The sequence below is a fragment of the Streptococcus sp. E29BA genome (assembly GCF_041807805.1).
In the GTDB taxonomy this organism is placed as follows: Bacteria; Bacillota; Bacilli; order Lactobacillales; family Streptococcaceae; genus Streptococcus; species Streptococcus entericus.
In genome coordinates this window covers 23982-43114 of sequence record NZ_JBGTZA010000020.1, presented here as the reverse complement: position 1 = coordinate 43114, position 19133 = coordinate 23982, and the positions used below count along the sequence as shown (strand labels likewise).

General features: G+C 41.4%; 20 protein-coding genes and 2 pseudogenes. 3 read left to right on the top strand and 19 right to left on the bottom strand.

Going from position 1 to position 19133, the window contains the following annotated elements:
* Positions 1-165: 165 nt before the first annotated feature.
* From ACERC8_RS06400 to ACERC8_RS06365, 8 genes and pseudogenes are all read right to left on the bottom strand, one after another.
* Entirely contained in the window at positions 166-798 is a 633-nt protein-coding gene (locus tag ACERC8_RS06400; protein ID WP_373659062.1) for an ABC transporter ATP-binding protein, read from the bottom strand.
* Between the two features lies 1 nt (position 799).
* Complete coding sequence (locus tag ACERC8_RS06395) at positions 800-2815, bottom strand: bacteriocin-associated integral membrane family protein (protein ID WP_373659060.1); 2016 nt, start codon at positions 2813-2815, stop codon at positions 800-802.
* A 102-nt stretch (positions 2816-2917) separates the two neighbouring features.
* Positions 2918-3214, bottom strand: a complete 297-nt coding sequence (locus ACERC8_RS06390; protein ID WP_373659059.1) for a lactococcin 972 family bacteriocin — start codon at positions 3212-3214, stop codon at positions 2918-2920.
* A 409-nt stretch (positions 3215-3623) separates the two neighbouring features.
* A pseudogene (locus tag ACERC8_RS06385) lies at positions 3624-3962 on the bottom strand (helical hairpin domain-containing protein); the annotation flags it as partial.
* Positions 3963-4209: 247 nt separating this feature from the next.
* Positions 4210-4860, bottom strand: a complete 651-nt coding sequence (locus ACERC8_RS06380; RefSeq protein WP_373659058.1) for an ABC transporter ATP-binding protein — start codon at positions 4858-4860, stop codon at positions 4210-4212.
* A gap of 4 nt (positions 4861-4864) precedes the next feature.
* The gene (locus ACERC8_RS06375; protein WP_373659057.1) at positions 4865-7039 is read right to left on the bottom strand and encodes an ABC transporter permease; all 2175 of its coding nucleotides are present in this window, start codon (positions 7037-7039) and stop codon (positions 4865-4867) included.
* Between the two features lie 36 nt (positions 7040-7075).
* On the bottom strand, positions 7076-7369 hold the full coding sequence (locus ACERC8_RS06370; protein ID WP_373659056.1) for a hypothetical protein: 294 nt from the start codon (positions 7367-7369) through the stop codon (positions 7076-7078).
* Positions 7370-7541: 172 nt separating this feature from the next.
* A complete protein-coding gene (locus ACERC8_RS06365; protein WP_373659064.1) occupies positions 7542-7694 on the bottom strand; it encodes a PhrA family quorum-sensing system peptide in 153 nt (50 codons plus the stop codon).
* 216 nt (positions 7695-7910) lie between these two features.
* Here ACERC8_RS06365 and ACERC8_RS06360 point away from each other — a divergent pair, with 216 nt between their 5' ends.
* The gene (locus ACERC8_RS06360) at positions 7911-8774 is read left to right on the top strand and encodes a helix-turn-helix domain-containing protein (protein WP_373659055.1); all 864 of its coding nucleotides are present in this window, start codon (positions 7911-7913) and stop codon (positions 8772-8774) included.
* A gap of 39 nt (positions 8775-8813) precedes the next feature.
* On the opposite strand, the pseudogene ACERC8_RS06355 reads toward ACERC8_RS06360, so the two are convergent.
* Positions 8814-9421: pseudogene (locus tag ACERC8_RS06355) on the bottom strand (helical hairpin domain-containing protein); the annotation flags it as partial.
* Here ACERC8_RS06355 and ACERC8_RS06350 point away from each other — a divergent pair.
* Complete coding sequence (locus ACERC8_RS06350) at positions 9377-9592, top strand: hypothetical protein (protein ID WP_373659065.1); 216 nt, start codon at positions 9377-9379, stop codon at positions 9590-9592. The pseudogene ACERC8_RS06355 and the gene ACERC8_RS06350 overlap by 45 nt on opposite strands.
* Positions 9593-9685: 93 nt before the next feature.
* On the opposite strand, the gene galT is transcribed toward ACERC8_RS06350, so the two are convergent.
* Positions 9686-11170 carry a UDP-glucose--hexose-1-phosphate uridylyltransferase gene (gene galT / locus ACERC8_RS06345; RefSeq protein ID WP_373659054.1) on the bottom strand — a complete coding sequence of 495 codons (1485 nt, stop codon included), beginning with the start codon at positions 11168-11170 and terminating at the stop codon, positions 9686-9688.
* A 279-nt stretch (positions 11171-11449) separates the two neighbouring features.
* Complete coding sequence (locus tag ACERC8_RS06340) at positions 11450-12622, bottom strand: galactokinase (protein ID WP_373659053.1); 1173 nt, start codon at positions 12620-12622, stop codon at positions 11450-11452.
* A gap of 167 nt (positions 12623-12789) precedes the next feature.
* On the opposite strand from ACERC8_RS06340, the gene ACERC8_RS06335 reads away from it, so the two are divergent.
* A complete protein-coding gene (locus tag ACERC8_RS06335; protein WP_373659052.1) occupies positions 12790-13794 on the top strand; it encodes a LacI family DNA-binding transcriptional regulator in 1005 nt (334 codons plus the stop codon).
* A 41-nt stretch (positions 13795-13835) separates the two neighbouring features.
* Here the strand turns inward: ACERC8_RS06335 and ACERC8_RS06330 are convergent, their stop codons facing one another.
* The 8 genes from ACERC8_RS06330 to murA form a co-directional block, all read right to left on the bottom strand.
* The gene (locus ACERC8_RS06330) at positions 13836-14201 is read right to left on the bottom strand and encodes a hypothetical protein (protein ID WP_373659051.1); all 366 of its coding nucleotides are present in this window, start codon (positions 14199-14201) and stop codon (positions 13836-13838) included.
* Positions 14191-14448, bottom strand: coding sequence for a hypothetical protein (locus tag ACERC8_RS06325; protein ID WP_373659050.1), 258 nt, complete (start codon positions 14446-14448; stop codon positions 14191-14193). Before ACERC8_RS06325 ends, ACERC8_RS06330 begins: the two co-directional genes overlap by 11 nt.
* Positions 14449-14619, bottom strand: coding sequence for a hypothetical protein (locus ACERC8_RS06320; protein WP_373659049.1), 171 nt, complete (start codon positions 14617-14619; stop codon positions 14449-14451).
* A gap of 3 nt (positions 14620-14622) precedes the next feature.
* On the bottom strand, positions 14623-16167 hold the full coding sequence (locus ACERC8_RS06315) for an ABC-F family ATP-binding cassette domain-containing protein (protein ID WP_373659048.1): 1545 nt from the start codon (positions 16165-16167) through the stop codon (positions 14623-14625).
* A gap of 64 nt (positions 16168-16231) precedes the next feature.
* Positions 16232-16729 (bottom strand): phosphatase PAP2 family protein, encoded by a 498-nt coding sequence (locus tag ACERC8_RS06310; RefSeq protein ID WP_373659047.1) that lies wholly within the window; start codon positions 16727-16729, stop codon positions 16232-16234.
* Positions 16730-16793: 64 nt separating this feature from the next.
* Positions 16794-17651, bottom strand: a complete 858-nt coding sequence (locus ACERC8_RS06305; RefSeq protein WP_373659046.1) for a DNA/RNA non-specific endonuclease — start codon at positions 17649-17651, stop codon at positions 16794-16796.
* Positions 17652-17660: 9 nt separating this feature from the next.
* Positions 17661-17849, bottom strand: coding sequence for a DNA-directed RNA polymerase subunit beta (locus ACERC8_RS06300; RefSeq protein WP_373659045.1), 189 nt, complete (start codon positions 17847-17849; stop codon positions 17661-17663).
* Positions 17849-19120, bottom strand: a complete 1272-nt coding sequence (gene murA / locus ACERC8_RS06295) for a UDP-N-acetylglucosamine 1-carboxyvinyltransferase (RefSeq protein WP_373659044.1) — start codon at positions 19118-19120, stop codon at positions 17849-17851. The genes ACERC8_RS06300 and murA overlap by 1 nt, the downstream gene beginning before the upstream one ends.
* Positions 19121-19133: the final 13 nt, after the last annotated feature.

The window sequence follows — 19133 nt, the reverse complement described above, 5'->3', positions numbered from 1 at the left end:
ATAAAACGAGAGAAGACAAGAACTGTCCTCTCTCGGTGTTAAGTGGGTCAACCCACTACAGTTGACAAAGAGCCAGAATTAATAAACTTCAATCCTAAATTAACTTCAAGTATCAAGTCAAGATAATATTTCGGTAACTTAAAATGCTATTGAAACAGGGGATTTTTATTTCAGACTATCCATAGTGACCACTTCATCAGCCATTTCCCAGATTGTCGGATTGTGGGTCGCGATAATGATTAGCCGATTATCATCTCTAAGAGACAACAATATCTCCATAATCAACTGAGAGGTTGCCGGATCTATGGAAGCCGTCGGTTCATCTGCCAAAATAAAGGGTGGATTCTTTAAGATAACTTTTGCCAAAGCAACCCGCTGCGACTCTCCGCCAGATAACTCAAAAATACGTTTATCGAGGTCAAGGTAAGACAGACCGACCTGTTCTAAGGCCTTCTTCTGTTTCAATCGTTGCTCCGACCGACTCAACTTTTGACCAACGAGACCTAGTTTAAGGTTTTCTTCTATGGTTTGATTTTCAATCAAGCCAAAGTTCTGGAAGAGGTAACCCAATTCGTGACGGAAAAAATCACTCGACTTATAACTGGCCAAGTCTTTACCTCGGTAAAAAATCGTCCCATCATAAGGTTCTAATTTCCCCATCATGTTCATTAAGGTTGTTTTCCCACTACCGCTTGAACCGATCAAGGCATAGACTTTCCCAGCCTCAAATGTCATTGAAAGATTCGAAAACAACTCTCTTTCTCCAAAAGACTTACTTACCCGTTTAAGTTCAATCATATTAACCTCCCTTCAAAACAAGCATGGACATCTTGTTTTCTTTCTGCATTTGGACATGTAGTTGTAAAAGAGATACACCAATAAAGAGCAATAAGACTAAAAAAGCAACCACTACCTCTACCTGAAGGAATACACTCGCCACAAATCCCAGTAAAAACACACCCAGTTGAGCCAAGAGGTAAGTACGATGGATTTCTAAGAATCTAAGACCTGCAATCCGTTTGATAAAGATGGCACGTCTAAATTCTTCAAAGTAGAGCCTATTCATGGTGTTAAACAGCAAAATCGAAGTTGCAATCCCAAGCACCGCTCCCGCCAACATTACCCAACGTTCCCTCTGGATATTATTCGATAATGTGATGTAGTTGTTATATCCTGATGGCATTTCTGAGACCCAATTTTCAATACCTTGTCTCTGGATAAGCTCCTGGGCATCAGACAATTGATTAAAGAGAACATAGTTCTGTACTGCGTCTACCCAAAACCAAATGGACTGTGGACCAGTTGATTGGGGTGTTATAACAATGATGATTGGATCTTTCAAAAACTGCTGGTAAGAAATAGGGGTCGTATTATACACAAAACGATCCTGACCTGATTCCAAATAACCTACCGTAGCAGTCATTTGCTGTCGTTCATCTTGACTAGACATGCGACTGGTTAAGTCGTCTTCAAAAACAGATTTATAATGTTCTTCCTCTGAACGAAGGTGTTCAGGCAACAACAAGACAAACTCCCCTACATCAAGGTGATTCATCTTTTGCTCAATAGTTGTATCTACAGGAATGTTTTGACGCTCCAAGTATTGCGGTGTGACGATAAGGACATTGCCATTCGGGCTATAATCCTGCCATTCTGTAGAGGTTGTCAAATTTTTGGAGGAAGCCATGCCATTTTGCAAAGTACGGTCAATTAACTGGTGTCTAGATAAGAAAGCCTTTTGTTCTGAAACAGCCAGATCCATCAGTTGGTACCAAGTTCTGAGTTGCCTTTGAGCTTGTTCATCAAAACCAGGACTCAGTCCTTCACGGCTGATTGATAGGATAATCAGTTGCCTTTCCTGACTCCAAACCTCTTGTCCAATCCGATGCTGTTGCCAGGCTTGGGAATACTTTAAGCTACTCCCTATTCCCAGCGTCACAATAATAACCGCTAATAGTTGACCGATTAAAATCAAACTAATGATTCCTCTGACAGGCACTTGCCCTTTTATAATCTGCATCAGGTGTACCTTTTTTATCCCAACTGCGAAGAGTTGGGCGAAAAATAGAGAGATTAACATCAAGATGAGATTATAACTGAGCAAGCCTGCTCCTATGGTCATTAGAGATTCCGTTGGAAGCGACAGAATTTTTTGCAAAACAACAGTGAGCACGACAGCTAAACTGAAACCGCCAGCTATCCCTTTCAAATCTTCAACCACGGGCCTAAGAAAAATGGACCACCGTTTCTCTCCTGAAATGAGGCGAATGCCCGACGACCGTAATTGGCTAATTTGGCTAATTAAAGTCAGTGCTCCAAAGGTTAAGATGAAAATCAATAGACTGATTAACTGAAATCCGTTACTAAAGATAGCCATTAACGTAGATAGTTTAGACGGAGTTGTCAGGTGCATGTTAGTCAAGCCAAGTTGACTTAGCTCCTCCCTTAGCAAGTGAATATCTAGGTGTCCATCGAAGATAAAATAGTTTGTTTCAACACTGCTACTTTGAGCGTCTTCAAACTTTCTCTCCTGAAGCCCATCAGGCAACTTTCCGTCCCCAAAGGTCGTATAAGAAAAAACTGTAGTACCTTCTGAGTTAGGAACTTGGTGTTGAATCGCAATAAAGCTATCCGTTTCTTCTGCTAGTTTTTCCAAGCGTGTAGCAACATGCTGAAAAGTTGTTTCAGGGGAAGAATCACGTACAACAACGTTGGGGTAATAATGGGTTACATATGTATCCGTCCAAATGGTAAATACCCAAACAAAGAACAAACTAGCAAGCAGATTGGATATGAGTATAAATAGTTTTTTCATAGTGCATTCCTTATTCTAAAATAGAGGGCAGAAATACCCCTGCCCTCTACAAACTAACAAGCTTACTAAACTATTGATAAAAGAATCTTCTTCAATTATTCTTTACCATCCCGCATCAAATGTAACTGGCTCCCCAAAATTTGTATTAACAAACGCATAGGCCGCACTATGTGCTCCTGCATAAGTTGTTTTTTGATTGTTACGTCCTTTACTTCCAACATAGGCCCAGTGATACTGTGAACCATGATAATAATTCGAAAATGCTCCCCAATTATTTGGATCATGATGGCCTCCATAGGTCCACTCGCCACCAAGGTGAGAAACTGCCAAAACAGGAAGAGCCAAACTAAATGCCAAAACGGCAAGGGATGATGCAACTACTTTTCTAATTTTTAACATAGTATTACTCCTCTAAAATGAAATATTATGAAAATGAGCGAAATGCAACTAAATATTTTAATTAGAAATCTCAGTCTGAATTATAGTATCCTATTTTTTCCTCCTTTCTAACTGCACGTTCCTTTCTACAGACAGAGTTCTTACTTTAATATCTATTAATTTATCTAGAATCCACTATACAAACAAATATTTTCCCTTTCAACTTAATTTTTCACTAACAATTTAGATAATATTAACGGGAATATTCGTATTAGTATTTGATTCTATTAAGATTAAAAGTAATTGAAATTATAGTTAATTATTATTTTTTTGTAAGCTCTTTCTTACTTGATTTTACAATACCATATTTAAATTGGTTTGTCAAGGATTTTTGTGCTTATTTTATTGTTTTTTTTGCAGAACATCCCTTCTAAAGTGATATATTTTTGTTTTCATAATTTGTTTGATTTTGATGTCTTTGCTTATCAACTATGTTTACCAATTCCTCTAATCTCCTAACCTTATATTCGTAGTCGTCTATCCATTTTATTAGAGAATTTTGATTTTCTTCAATCCCTTTCTCCAGCTGCTCCAGTTTAATGGCTGGTGTCAGATTCATCTTGCCATAGTCATATCTGGCTAGCCGTCTGTTTTCTGGGTCGGAATTGTTGAGGTTGAGAAGGACTTCTGCTACTTTGTTGAGATGAGCGACCTTATCCTGTAAATCCGTGATGGTCAAATCCAGCTGGGCAATGTCTTTGATTAACTTGAATCGGTTACACTAAACTAGACAGAATTTATAAAGTGTTCTACACTTAATTCATTGTTAGTAATTATATGCAGACAGAGGACGTCATCGATATAATTTTCAACCAATACATGAGTTTATAATTCTAAATGACTATGCAAACTTGGTCGTCGTATAACATAGTATTCAAATGTTTTCATGTTTGCCCCCTTTCAATGTTCCATAGGTTAAAAAATCTATCTCAATTGGTAATGATAACTGAATTAACTCACAAAACTGACTCCAGTGAAATAACTCGATCACACTGCATTGCTTGCTCCATATTATGCGTAACAATCAAAATTGTTTTGCCAAATTGATCTCTCAAAGTTCGAATCAAATCAAATGCTTTTTGTGACATTTCAGGATCCAACGAGCCAGTAGGTTCATCAGCTAGGACAATATCGCCTGGCTTTAAAATAGCCCTCACAATCGCAATTCTCTGCTGTTCACCACCAGACAATTCATTGATTTTGCTATTTAATCGATTTTCTAAACCAACGAATTGTAGAGTTTCCTTAATTCTTTGCTCCTTCTCTTGCTTAGAGAAATCCGTAAAAGTCATGGCAAGCATCAAATTATCTTTCACGCTAGATGTAGAAATGAGGGCATTGGATTGAAATAGATAATTGATGACATTCTTTCGATAATGAACCGCCGATTGCGAATTCACTTTAGGCAAAACTTTCCCGTTGATTAAAATTTTGCCACTATCAACATTATCCAAGAGCCCAATCATATTGAGTATAGTTGATTTCCCAGAACCAGAAGGCCCTACCAAAGCCACAAACTCATTTTCTTCAACATCAAAACTCAAGCCTCTAAAAATTTCTCTTGAGCCAAACTTTTTAGATACATTTTGTACTGAAATCATAGACATTAGATCACCCCTTGAATGATTTTAAAATACTCTCTCCTTCTTTACGAAACAGACTGAAGTAAAGAAGCATCAATTGAAAAGCAAATGTAGCTAGTGTCATTACTATTCCCAACTTAGATCCGAGTAAGATAGAAGCTAATAATTCTACTATAGAAAAACCAACAACAAGAGAAAGGACACCAATATATCTCTTCCATGGTGAGAATCCCATAAAGTATTGAACATACAATTTCTCTTCAAATAATAGCCGATAAACCAAGACAAAACTCCAGAAAATAGCCATCATTGTAACGATGATAATAGCTATTATAGTACCGAAAAGATAGAAAGTATAACTCAAATCTTTTTGCAGTCCATTAATAAAATCCTTGACCGTTGTAAACGTCAACTTATTGTCTGCTAAATCAGGAAAATCTGTTTCTAAAATGGATGTCACATGATTCATTGTTTCCTGATCACGGACCTTCAAAATACCATCATAACCACTTACAGCTAGGTTTGCTGACTCCATAAAATATAAATTTTCTGGTGCCGATACAAAAATAACTGGCTCTTTACTAGTAACACCCTGAGAAATAGAAGTTGACCAAGTAAATATTGACTCAGATGGATGGTAGACTCTAAACATAAACTTGGGGTTTTCTGTGAATCTAGTTTGTAAATCCCCTGGTTTTACTTTTACACTTTCTTGCAAATGAGCCTTCATCACTTCAATCTCTTCTATACTGAGTGTGTCAGGTAAAAGATATAAGCGAGTGCCATTGCTTACTTCTAGTAGCTCTTCATCACTTAACTTAATACCTAGGTCCTGTAGATAGTTATATGAGTAGTTTAAGTACCAAAATGGTTTTCTTGGGACATGTTGGTAGGTACCATAGATTGTATCAAGATACTCCTGACCAAGATATTCACCTTGCGCAATGTAAACACCTGGGATATCTGAAATTCGTTGATAAAACTGATACATACTACTCTCGAAAGAGTTCGTTGTTCCTGCGTAAGTTCCTATATCATCTCCCTCAACAAAACCTGAGATAACATACATGTCTTCCACATTTTTCCATTCTCTAGATACTTTTATATTATCAATAAACTGATTCATTGGTGCATCTAAAGAATGACTAACTGTAATTAATAGACCAGCCACCAAAGCATAAAATAACAAACTAATTGCCATTAGTGGTTTCATTGGCAAGCGTTTATGGATTGCAGCTAATGGAGAAACCGAATAAACAATAATACTTGGAATAACTAGTGTCAACAGAAGTAATAAAACTGAAAGACTTGATCCTTCAAAAACTGGAATTAAGGACGATAGTCCAAAAGTAAACCAGCCTGACACAAACCAAATACCTAAAGATACAAGAGGAATAATATAAATAGAAAATAGTAAAGAAGGCTTGAAAAAAGCTGACCACAATTCTTTTCTATCCCAACCTAATAGAATCAACGTTCCAAAGTGTTTAAAGGATTGAAGAACACAAAGCAAGAATAGGATAAGTAAAATAAGTGCATTTACCAAGATACTAATGGCTAGTACTATTGCCCAAATTCCTTCGTCGGTATTACTTCCAAACCTTTCTTTCGTTAAATCCTCAACAGAGATGCCTGTAATTGTTGAAAGATTTATCAAGAAAGTATCCCGTGCTGTAGCTTCATGAAGACCATTAATATAATAGATTCCACTGATTGTATTTGTATTTTGGAAGATATAATCTAATCGATCAATGACTACTGGTGTAGTAAATAGTAAATCTGGTAATTCGTAAAGCATATTATTGGAGCCTTTATCAAGTCCAATAGTCATATAATTATCCTTATGAGATAATAACTCTCCAAATTGTTGTTGTGATACAACTGTTTTACCACCACTATTGATAAAATCTGAAAAACCAGTCGGACTACCAAGGACATCTATATAAATCCTATTTACCCCTTCGCCTGTATCACTACTTTCAAAACGTTTTGTCCAAATAGACAAATCTCTTTGCTCTAAAAAATAATTAAATACATTTTGCGATTGCTCTTCTGTTAGTCTTTGAAGATAAACAGTTAACGTCCCTGAATTATGATTATAGCTCCTCCATGAATTTTGATACTGTAAACCTGTAAAAAAAATTGCCATCAGAGTAAATAAAGTACTCTGAATGGCAACCAAAAACAGGATTAAGTATTTCATCTTACCTAATAACATGTTTTTGTAAATCATATGCACTTACCGACAATTCCAATAGCATTCGGCAGTATCAGTTCCGATGTATTTAGATGCACGTGCTTCAACCCCAGGTCGTTTCCATCCTGAGAATGCTCCATTCGCAGTTGCTGAATGTTCGTAAACACCAGATTGAACGTGTGAATAGCTCCAAAGACCAGCGGTACGACCATAATCCCAATAAACTGCAGTACCATTATACCAAACTGTTGCAGCTGAAACGATAGAACTACCTGCACCCGCCAAAGTCAGTGTAAGTAAAGATGTTGTAACCATTTTTTTAATACTTTTTTTCATCGTAAAGTCCCCATTTCTTTCACTTAAAATCTAACAATAGCAACGACTGTGTTTAAAAGTTTCTACAAATCACATCCTAGTACATTGGAATCCCTTCTTTCTAATTAAAAATTAGATAAAACAGAAATACTATAAAGTTAATAGTATCTTTATCATTTAATCAACTAATCAACTAATCAGCCTTCCCAACATCAAGACCATCAGACTTCTTTTGTGATTCTACTCGAATCTCCAATCGTTTATTCTTCTGAATAAACTGTTGGTAAGGAATTGTATTACTAAACGTAAAAAACCCTAATAATACTAATATAGCTAATTTTTGAATTCCACGTGAATTCCACGATTTTTCTTCATTTGTGAAACCCCTTTCTGTTTCCTTGTCTTTATCTTAACAGATACATTTTATTTAGTCAATTGTTTTTATGCGTTTTTTTACTTTTTTTTTATTATTATAAACAGTAATGTTATTTCATGGGAATTTGCCATTTTTAACTAAATGTTATATACTGGATTCAGAAAAATAGAAGGAAATATTGTTTTTATGAGTATACTCGCTGAAAAATTCAGATTAAAAAGAAAAGAACTAGGACTCTCCCAACAAACCCTGGCAGAAGGGATTTGCGAACAGAGCCAGATCAGTAAGATTGAGAGGGGACACTTCATTCCATCCGCTGACCTTTTGTTTAAACTTTCTCAGCGACTTGAAGTCCCATTAGATTACTTTTTCAATGAACAAATTGAAATCAAGTCTAACCTGTCCAACTTCAAACACCTATCTTCCAGTCTACTAGACGATAGGAATTATGACGATTTAGAATATCTTTATAAAATAGAGGTTGGCCGAAGCACCTTTCTAACACTAGAAGACCGAACTTACCTTGAATGGATTAAAGCTATCATTGACTTCTACCAATATAACCTTCAGTTTGAGGCCATCTCCCACTTGGAAAATATATTATCAAAAGTATCCTCAACTACTTTAATTTACTTAAAGGCACTGAACACACTATCTAATTTCTACTCCCTCGTTGGCCGTGAACAAGAATATAAAGCAAACTACTCTCATTTAATGGAGTTGTATCAGACAAAAAATCTAGATCATCAAGAGTTTTTATTTGGTTACATCAGAGTTCGCTACAACTACGCTCACTATTTAGTGTCAAAGGAAAAATATAACGAAGCCGTCCAAGAAGCTCTTGAAACGATCGAGATCTGTAAAGAGCGGCAAACAAGCTACCAACTAGCTCCCCTACTCATTCTTGTCGGAAATGCTGGAGCTCAATTTCTAGACAAAGAACAAGTCAAAAATTATTATATAGAAGCACGAGAGTTATGCAAGATTTATAACAATCCCTTAATGCTTATGAAAATAGAGAATTATTTAAAGGAATTAGATGCTACTTAATTGATTTTGACTTTTAAGTTCTTCTTAAACGTTAAATAACTAGATTGATTTAGTTTCATGTTCTAAATTGGTGATATTTTGATACTTTGTTTTATCAAGTATGTTGGAAAATTTCTCTAATCTTCTAACTTTATATTCGTAAAAATCAATGGCTTCTCCAAGATTTTTTTGAAACATTCTTACTTCTAGCTCTAGCTGCTCAAGTGTTATAGCTGCGGTCAGATTCATCTTAGCATAATCATACCTGGCTAGCCGTCTGTTTTCTGAGTCGGAGTTGTTGAGATTAAGCAGAACCTCTGCTACCTTGTTGAGATGAGCGACCTTATCCTGTAAATCCGTGATGGTCAAATCCAGCTGGGCAATTTCTTTGATGAGTTCGTCTTTGACTTCCTGGTAAGATTGGTTGTTAAGGTCTAATTCAATAAGAAGATTAAGCTCTGCTATTTTCTCTTTAAGACTGGTCATATTCGGTCGTCTGCGTCTAGGGATATACTTGCTGTCGTGAGTGAGTTGGCGGATTAGTTCACGTCCTCGCATGTAGCGGTTGAGGTCAGAGTTCTCTTTATTGTAGATGAAAACTGGGCGGTCTCTCGGATAAAGACATGGTAGGTCTTGTCCTGATCGCTCTCATGAATATCCAAGTTCTGGCATACTTCTCGACCAATCTCTCTGGACATTCGATTAAGAATAACAATCGCAAAATGCTTTTGATTACCGATGAACGTGCTAGTCTCCCCTTTTATATGACCCACCTCATTTCAGAAAAGAAGCGACTAACACCACTGATGGAGACACTTAAGGATCTCTGGCCAAAATGATTAAAAATATTTAGTCAACGTCAAAATAGGACATCCCTTGTGATTTTAAGTCAATCACAGGAGATGCCCTATTGTACTGTTTAACTTAATTTATTATCCAGTTACTCCAACACTCTCCACAAACCGCAAAAAACCTGATTGTCCCTCCTTATCTCGCTTGTAGACGCCAGCGTCTTCCAGTACACGAGCAAAGACTTGTCCAACAGCTCCTTGGACGATGGTGGTGACCGTATCTTTAGTCAGATCTGGCTGTGTCGCCTTGATACGGTCTGCCCAATCTTTATGATAGTCTGCTAGCTGATTGTCCTGACCAAGCAGGTACTTCTCAACTTCTGCTAGTTCTTCTTTCAATCGTGGAGGTAAAATCGCCAAGCCCATGACCTCAATGAGACCGATATTTTCTTTTTTGATGTGCTGGACATCCTTATGGGGGTGGTAGACCCCGTCTGGGTGGTCATCTGAGGTATGATTGTCACGCAGGACAAGGTCTAGCTCAAACAGTTGCCCACGCCGTCTCGCAATCGGTGTCACCGTGTGATGTGGTTCATCGCCTGTTTTAGCAATAATATCTAAGTCTGGATCAGAATAACCTGACCAAGCCAGTCGAATCTTATCCGCCAAATCCACTAACCGCTCCTTGTCCGCTCCTGTCAGACGAATCACCGACATCGGCCATTTGACAATACCAGCTGTGATGTCTTCATATCCTGAAAAGGCAAACTGATGATCCAGCTCTGCCATTTCCATAGGAAAGGTATGACGACCACCCTGATAGTGGTTGTGGGTCAGGATAGAACCGCCTACGATGGGCAGGTCGGCATTGGAGCCTGCAAAGTAGCCTGGAAAAATTTCTACCAACTCCAAGAGCTGCTCAAAGGTGGTGCGACTGATGACCATAGGCACATGCTCGGTGTTTAGAAAGATGCAGTGCTCGTTGAAATAAGCATAGGGCGAATACTGAAATCCCCACCGCTCCTCCCCCAGATCCACGCGGATAATCCGGTGATTGGCACGAGCCGGGTGGTCAAGGCGACCCTGATAACCCTCATTTTCCATAGCCAGCTGATCCAATGGGTAGCTAGACTGCTTGAGGAGTTTCGCCGCCGCAATCGCTTTAGGGTCTTTCTCGGGCTTGGATAGGTTGATGGTGATTTGCAAGTTCCCATAGGCCGTCGGCGTCTCAAAGGCGATGTTTTTAGAAATGGCATCCAGCTTGATATAGTCATTTTTCTGGGACAGGTCGTAGAATTCTGCAATGGCCTGCTCTGGCTGCTCCGCATATGTTGTCCAAAAGCGTTCATTAACCACACTTGGCGGTGGTGTGATGACATTCATCAGCTCCGCACCAAGGCAGTCTCGCTCTTCAAAAAGCGAGCCGCAACGGCCATTTTCAACCGCCACATCTACCAACTCTTCCTTGAGCGCAATCAACTCTGCGGCAGCTGTTTCACGATCAGCTTCTTCTTCTCCGACAAGCGCGAGAACCCGATTGACCAGATAAATGCTGTCCATCTTTGTGTAGACAGAATGAGAGCTCTCAATGACCTGCTCTACAAAGGTATTGATTAGTTTTGCCATCATATTTTTCCTTTATTTCAAAATCAGTTGGTAACCAATTTTTATCAGATAAACAAGACGCAGTAGTTGACTGGGTTATCTTCGCCTTAAGGCTTTGATAACCCTTGCGTCTGTGGTAAGTTTCACTCGCTAAATTTCCAACCTCAAACAGCCTATTCCCAGGCTGTTTGAGCTATGCGGAGGTAGGAGTGAAACAGTCTGAGAGACTGTTTCAGCCCGAGTCATAAAAAGAAGACACGAGGGGAAATCGGCGGTAACATCACGATTTCTGTCCTACTCTCACTTCCTTGATAGGACACGGCTGCCGCCAGCGATTTCTGCCATGTAGAATGATGGGGTATAACCAACAATCTCGGTGTAGGTCCGACCTACATTTTCCGTAAAGGCATCTACCTTATCTTTTTTCACAATGGCAATGCCACAGCCGCCAAAGCCAGCTCCTGTCATGCGAGCCCCAAGCACGCCCTCTTGCTCCCAAGCGGTATGAGCTAGCGTATCCAACTCTAGCCCCGTGACCTCATAATCATGCTCCAAGGAGACATGGGACGCGTTGACCAGACGACCAAATTCTTCTAGTTTGCCCGCTTGGAGAGCCTCTAAAGCACGAAGCGTGCGCTCATTTTCAGACACCGCATGGCGAGCCCGTTTGATGCGGTTGGCATCTTTGATGAGGTAGGCATATTGGTCAAACTCCGTACTACTCAACTCACCAAGGGTCTGGATGTTCAAGACAGCATTGAACTCTTCGACAGCTCTTTCACATTCCGCACGGCGTTCGTTGTACTTGGAATCCGCTAATTCACGGCGTTTGTTGGTATTCATGATAACGATGACGTGGTCACCCAAGTCCAGTGGCACCAGCTCATAATCCAAGGTATTGGTATCCAAGTAAATGGCGCGATTATCCGCTCCCATCCCGATGGCAAACTGATCCATGATACCAGAATTCACTCCGATAAACTCATTTTCGGTTTTCTTGCCGATTTTGACCAAGTCCAGACGATCCAGCTTGAGACCATAGAGCTCTTCAGCAATGATGCCAATCAAGAGCTCCAGCGATGCCGATGAGGACAGTCCTGCACCGTTTGGAATGGTACCATAGACAAAGGCTTCAAAGCCTGTCTCAATCGCATGCCCTGCTTCTTGCAAAAATTTAATAACTCCCTTGACATAATTGGTCCAGTTGTCTGCCTTGTTGAACGTCAGGTTGTCCAAATCAATCTCAATAATCCCAAGATGTTCAAAATTAGCGGAATAAAGACGGATTTTTCGATCATCTCGCTTGCGAGCTGCCCCGTAAGTTCCCAGCGTAATAGCCGCAGGAAAAACATGTCCACCATTGTAATCCGTATGCTCACCAATCAGGTTAATCCGTCCTGGTGAAAAAAAGGTTGCATCTGCTTCTGTGAAAAAGATATCTGTGAATTGTTGATTTAGTTCTATAGTGTTCATCGTGAGACTCCTTTTGTTTATTCTGTCACTGTTATTATAGCATAGCAATCAATTAAAAACAAGTTTTTACTAAACATTTACTAAAAATGTTTTTGTGATATAATTTTACTAAAGATTGCTTATTTTTATGCTATAATATGACTAAAAGTTTGCCAAGGAGAATGAACATGACAACTATCAAAGACATTGCAGAAAAAGCACAGGTGTCAACAGCTACTGTTTCACGCGTTCTTAATCAAGACCCCAACCTATCTGTCAGCGATGAAAAACGTGAAAAGATTTTGGCTGTTGCCAACGAGCTGAACTACACCAAACACCTTCGACCAGCCTCTTCACCTTTGACCTCATCAAAGACCATCGCCATTTTGCAATGGTACAGTGAACAAGAGGAACTCAATGACCTCTACTACTACGCCATTCGTTTAGGCGTTGAACGACGGGCTGAAGAGCTAGGCTATGATATTTTACGCTTTTTTAACAATGATATTTACGCTTTGGACAAAGACATTGCTGCCATTATTGCTCTTGGAAAATTTAGCCCTAAGCAAATTAAGGACCTCGAAAGCCGTTGCCCCAATCTAATTTTTGTGGACAGCGATACGCTCGAGGTAGGTTATTCCTGTGTGACCACTGATTTTGATCATGCGGTAGTGCGTGTTTTGGATTACTTTTTAGACAAAAAGCTGAGCAGCATTGGTATGCTAGCTGGTGAGGAACAAACCACTGACGGGGAGTTAACTCTAGTCGATCAGCGTTTTCGTACCTTCAAAAATTACATGACTGAGCTTGGCATCTACCAACCAAAATATGTCTATGTTGGCGAATTTTCAGCACCATCTGGTTATCAATTGATGTCAGCAGCTATCGAAGAATTAGGCGATCAACTCCCAACAGCCTTTTTCATCGCGAATGACACCATGGCACTCGGTGCCCTAAGGGCGCTCCAAGAGCACCAGATTGCCGTTCCAGAACGCGTCTCCCTCATCTCATTTAACGACACGCCAATTACTAGGCAGGTCTATCCAGCCTTATCCAGCGTTACCGTCTACACTGAAGAAATGGGGAAAACTGCTGTGGATATGATTCACCAAGCCCTTGTAAAACCCAGCCACGCCATTCCAACTCTGATTAAGTTAGCAACAAAATTAACCATTAGAGACAGCAGCTTATAAGCATCATCCCTCGCTAAAGTTTAGCGAGGGATTCTTTATGTCTAGTCATTCTTTTGCAATATCTCCACTGGTAACCATCCTATTTGTCCATCATGGTCAACAAGAGCCCACTGGTCATGGCATTCTAGCATTGCCACCTGATCACCTACTGCGACAACTAACTCCGTGGGATTGTAATCAACGATCAAACGATTAGCAACCACGAAATGATTGGGAATATAGGTTTTGTGCCCCGCTATGTCACAAGAAAACCAGTTAGGATACTTCCCACAAGGGGTCATGTGGTGGACGGGTGTTCCGATTGAAAAAGTAGGAAATAAACCTTCTCCCTGATGCGCTTTAGTCACTTTTAATAACACTAAATTATCCTCAACACTCATTACTGTTTTCTCCTCCTCACAGCTCATAAGATGTTATGCAATCTTTCAAATCGTCACTCAGGGGGAAGGCTTCTCGAAAACTGTCAACCACTTCTTTCTGAACACTTTTAACCAAGGTCAGGGTAGAGTCCCAAGCAACTATCTCATGGCGAGCTAAGGGATGAAGGCAAGTTAGAGGCAGCTGCCACAATTCTTCACTACCTGATAGAACAGCCCAAATCCATTGATGTGCTGGATACTTTTCAAAGACCTGTCTCAATTGTTCACCGGTCAACTATGTATAATCCTTATCCCAGGGAATTTCATCTATATGATAAATCCAATAATGTGATACCAGCCAGTTATAGTCTTCAAGCTTTAGACTCAGAGGAGCAAAGACCTCACTCATTAAGGTATAAGCCCGTTCACCACTATCTAAAATAGCACCGTAAATCTCGTTTGGCATCACTTAACTCATCTCATTAAAATCCCAAACGGCATCGACCCAACCTTCGTAGAAATCAGGCTCGTGGCAGACCATGAGAATGGAGCCTTTATAAGCTTGCAAGGCGCGTTTGAGCTCGTCCTTGGCATCCACATCCAGGTGGTTGGTCGGCTCGTCCAGCACCAGAACATTGTTTTCACGGTTCATGAGCAGACAAAAACGCACCTTGGCTTGCTCACCACCTGACAAGACCTGAATCTGGCTCTCGATGTGCTTGCTGGTCAAGCCACAGCGGGCAAGGGCAGCACGGACTTCGGCTTGGTTAAGCGCTGGAAAGGCATCCCAGACCGCTTCTAGCGGGGTCTGACGATTGCCACCAGCCACTTCCTGCTCAAAGTAGCCCAACTCCAGATACTCGCCTCGCTCCACCTCGCCAGCAATCGGAGGAATAATGCCCAGCAAACTCTTCAACAGGGTCGATTTCCCGATACCGTTGGCACCGATGATGGCAATCTTCTGGTTGCGCTCAAAGGTCAGATTGAGCGGTGCCTTGGTCAGGGCACGATCGTAGCCGATTTCCAAGTCCTTGGTCTGGAAGATAAAGCGGCTAGGTGTACGAGCCATCTTAAAGTCAAAGCTCGGCTTTGGCTTTTCTGCTTGTAGCTCGATGAGATCCATCTTGTCCAGCTTTTTCTGGCGGGACATGGCCATGTTGCGGGTGGCAACACGCGCTTTATTGCGATTGACAAAGTCCTGTAAGTCAGCAATTTCCTTTTGCTGGCGCTCGTAAGCCGCCTCCAGCTGGGCACGCTTCATGGCGTGCACCTCTTGGAACTGGTAATAGTTACCAGAGTAGCGGGTCAAGAGCTGGTTTTCCACGTGGTAGACGATGTTAATGACATCATTCAAGAAAGGAATATCGTGGGAAATGAGGACAAAGGCATTCTCGTAGTTTTGCAGGTAGCGCTTGAGCCAGTCAATATGCTCAGCATCCAGATAGTTGGTCGGCTCGTCCAAGAGCAGAATGTCTGGTTTTTCAAGCAGCAATTTAGCCAATAACACCTTAGTACGCTGGCCACCAGACAGCTCGGTCACATCCTTATCCATGCTGTAGTCCATGACCCCAAGGGCTCGTGCCACCTCGTCAATCTTGGCATCCAAGGTATAAAAATCACGGCTCTCCAGACGGTCTTGTAGCTCACCGACTTCCTCCATCAAGGCATCCATATCCGCACCTTCATCTGCCATTGCCATATAAATTTCATTGATGCGGGCTTCGGTCTTAAAGAGTTCATCAAAGGCTGTCCTTAGGACATCACGAACCGTCATTCCTGCTTTCAAGACCGCATGCTGGTCCAAATAACCCGCCGTCACATAACGGGACCACTCAACCTTGCCCTCGTCTGGCTGGAGCTTGCCCATCACGATGGACATGAAGGTCGACTTCCCCTCGCCATTTGCCCCGACAAGGCCGATATGCTCACCCTTGAGCAGGCGGAAGGACACGTTCTCAAAAATCGCTCGGTCACCAAAACCGTGGCTTAAATTCTTTACTTCTAAAATACTCATGTGTTTTCTTTTTCCTTAAAAAATAGCTGAGCAACACCTAGCTTAATGTCTATTTTATCATGTTTTACCAGAAAAAAACAGGTAGGCCTAGCAAAATCCCCAGTAAAAAACCTGCGATGGCATCTCTGGGATAATGAACCCCACCGACCACTCGGACCATTGCCAGACAGGCAGCCAAAGACAGAACAAAAAACCCCAATCCAAGCTGAACGGACAAAAATACCGTCCCAATCACTGTAGCTGAAAAGACATGTCGACTGGGAAAAGATTGACCACTAGTGTCTTTTTTTATCAAGGGCTGAATGTTCCAAGTTTCGTAGGGTCTGGGCTGATTGAACAATCGCCGAAGCCCAGAAACAAGTAAAAATCCAACAGCTGGCCAGATGATTAGCTCTGCTATTGCCCCAAAACCAACTCCAAAAAAGCGATAAAGCAATACCGCAGGGTAGAGCAAATAGATAGAGTAGGTCAATAACCGATTGCTCAGCTCAAGAATGTTTGGGTTATGTTGCCATGGAGCAGCGATTTGCTCATAAAATTGCTTATAATTTTTTGTTGACATCGCCTTATTTGTCTATTGTCTTCTTTCTCGTGTGCTTTGTGAGCGTTCTAGTCTAGGACTGTTATTAAACTTTATCTAGATAGACCTGACCGTTATGATAGTTAAAGGTCAATCCTTCCTGAACGTTGGGAACAAAAACGTTAAACTCCACTTGTCCATCAGAAGACTTGGCTTCCAGATGGGTACCACTTGAAGGTAGATTCTCACCATCATAAATAAGTGTCACCCGATAACGCACTGTTTTATTATTATCCAGAGCTTTTCGGATAATAGTTTCATAGTAATTCTGTCCAGTTGAGCCATCATCATTGGCTTGGTTGCTCCAAGCTGTCTGCGTTGCAATGTTTTGGGGATTGCTCGTTGAGGCATCAAACCCTGCCAAACCTCCTGCTAAAGCATAACCGATGAGGTGTCCTCTATCCACGGCATGGTCATACTCCCCAGGTAAATCATGGCGTTGATGCCAAGCTGGTGGCCGGTAGTCATTTCCTCCCTGACCTGTACTACTCCGATCCCGATACTGGCGGGTTGACTTGTTTAGCAAGGCATTGGCTCGCCAAGGAACTGTGCGACCTTGAATAGTCTTTGTCTCATTATTGACATAAGGCAAGCTAGCAACAGCCGCATTGAGATTGGTCTTGTTACCATTGATGACAAATGCGCCAACGCCATTCCAAGCAATATCATTTCCTAACTGCTCAAGCACCCGGTCAGTCAAGACTGACTCTGCCAACGCTTTGCTTGGATCCTCTTCTAGTGGGTCAACGGCAGCAGACCAAGTCTTTGTCACTAATCCCGATGAGTTATCTCCAAGTAACTGCTTGAATGAATCAAGCTGACCACTGGATAAGCCAAGAATGGTGACAACGATTAGAACTAGTACGGAGGTCAACGATGATTTTAATTTTTTTGGTGATGACATGACGACTCCTTATTGTCCAGTAAACTTACCAATGAGCTCTCGCCATTTTTCAAGGGATAAAATTGCTGTGGCATTGTCACCATCACCGAGAGCACCATAGCCAATCATCAAGCCAAGTGACAGAAAAAGCAAGCAAAGAAGGGCAACAAACAGCATCATCCCTAGACGCTTGACAACATATTTCCAGCCAGTTTCCACTAAGCACCTCCTTCACGACGGATAGAGGCTCCAAGACCTGCTAGTTTTTCATGAAATTGATAATAGCCACGGTCTAAGTGTTCTAATTTAGTCACCGTTGTTTGCCCTTTTGCAACTAGACCTGTTAAAATGAGAGCGGCACTGGCTCGTAAATCGGTTGACATGACCTTAGCACCTTGCAAATTACCTCCACCATGGATAAGGGCGGTATCTCGCAAAATCTCTGTGTGAAGTCCCATACGGCGCATCTCTTCGAGATGCTGGAAGCGGTTTTCAAAGACAGTCTCAATCATTGATGACTCTCCTTTGACAACAGCCATCAGTGCTGTGAACTGGGCTTGCATATCGGTTGGAAAACCTGGATGTGGCAAGGTTTTAACACTGACAGGTTTCAAGTTTTGCACAGCTGACCGAACTCGTATGCCCCCTGCTTCTTCTGTCACTTCAACACCCATTTCCAGTAACTTAGAAATCAAGGGTCGATTATGCTCCCAGATAGCGTCTTTTACCAAGACATCACCGCTTGTCATCGCTGCTGCTACCATAAATGTACCAGCCTCAATGCGATCTTGAACCACATCATGCTCTGCTCCGTGGAGATGTTTCACTCCTATGATGGTCAGCGTTTCCGTACCAGCTCCTCTAACATCTGCCCCCATCTTATTGAGTAAGACAGCTAAATTGACAATTTCAGGCTCGCGCGCTGCATTCTCAATGACTGTCTTGCCCTCAGCCAAGGTTGCCGCCATCATTAGGTTCTGAGTGGCTCCAACACTCGGGAAATCAAGGTAGATATTGGCTCCCTTGAGTTTGGCCGCCTTAGCGGTAATGTCTCCACCAAACTGAGTAATCTCAGCTCCCATCGCTTCTAAGCCTTTCAAGTGCAAATCAATAGGACGACTGCCGATAGAACAGCCCCCTGGCATTGATACAACGGCTTCGCCACAACGTGCTAAGATTGGTCCAAGAACAACGATAGAGGCTCTCATCCGACTAACATACTCATACGGAGCGGTATGGTCAATAAAGTTTGTCGCATCTACTGTGATTTCATTTTGCTCTTGGTTAAAGTCTACCGTGATACCTAAGCCTCTAACCACGTCATTCATAACAAACACATCTGACAAAATAGGGACATGACGCAGGGTAGTTTGACCATCTTTGGCCAAAATCGTTGCAGCTAACAGCGGTAAAACTGCATTTTTTGCTCCCTCAATCGTCACTTCTCCCTGTAAACGAGTTTGACCGCCGTCGATGATTATTTGTTCCATATTCTCCATCCTT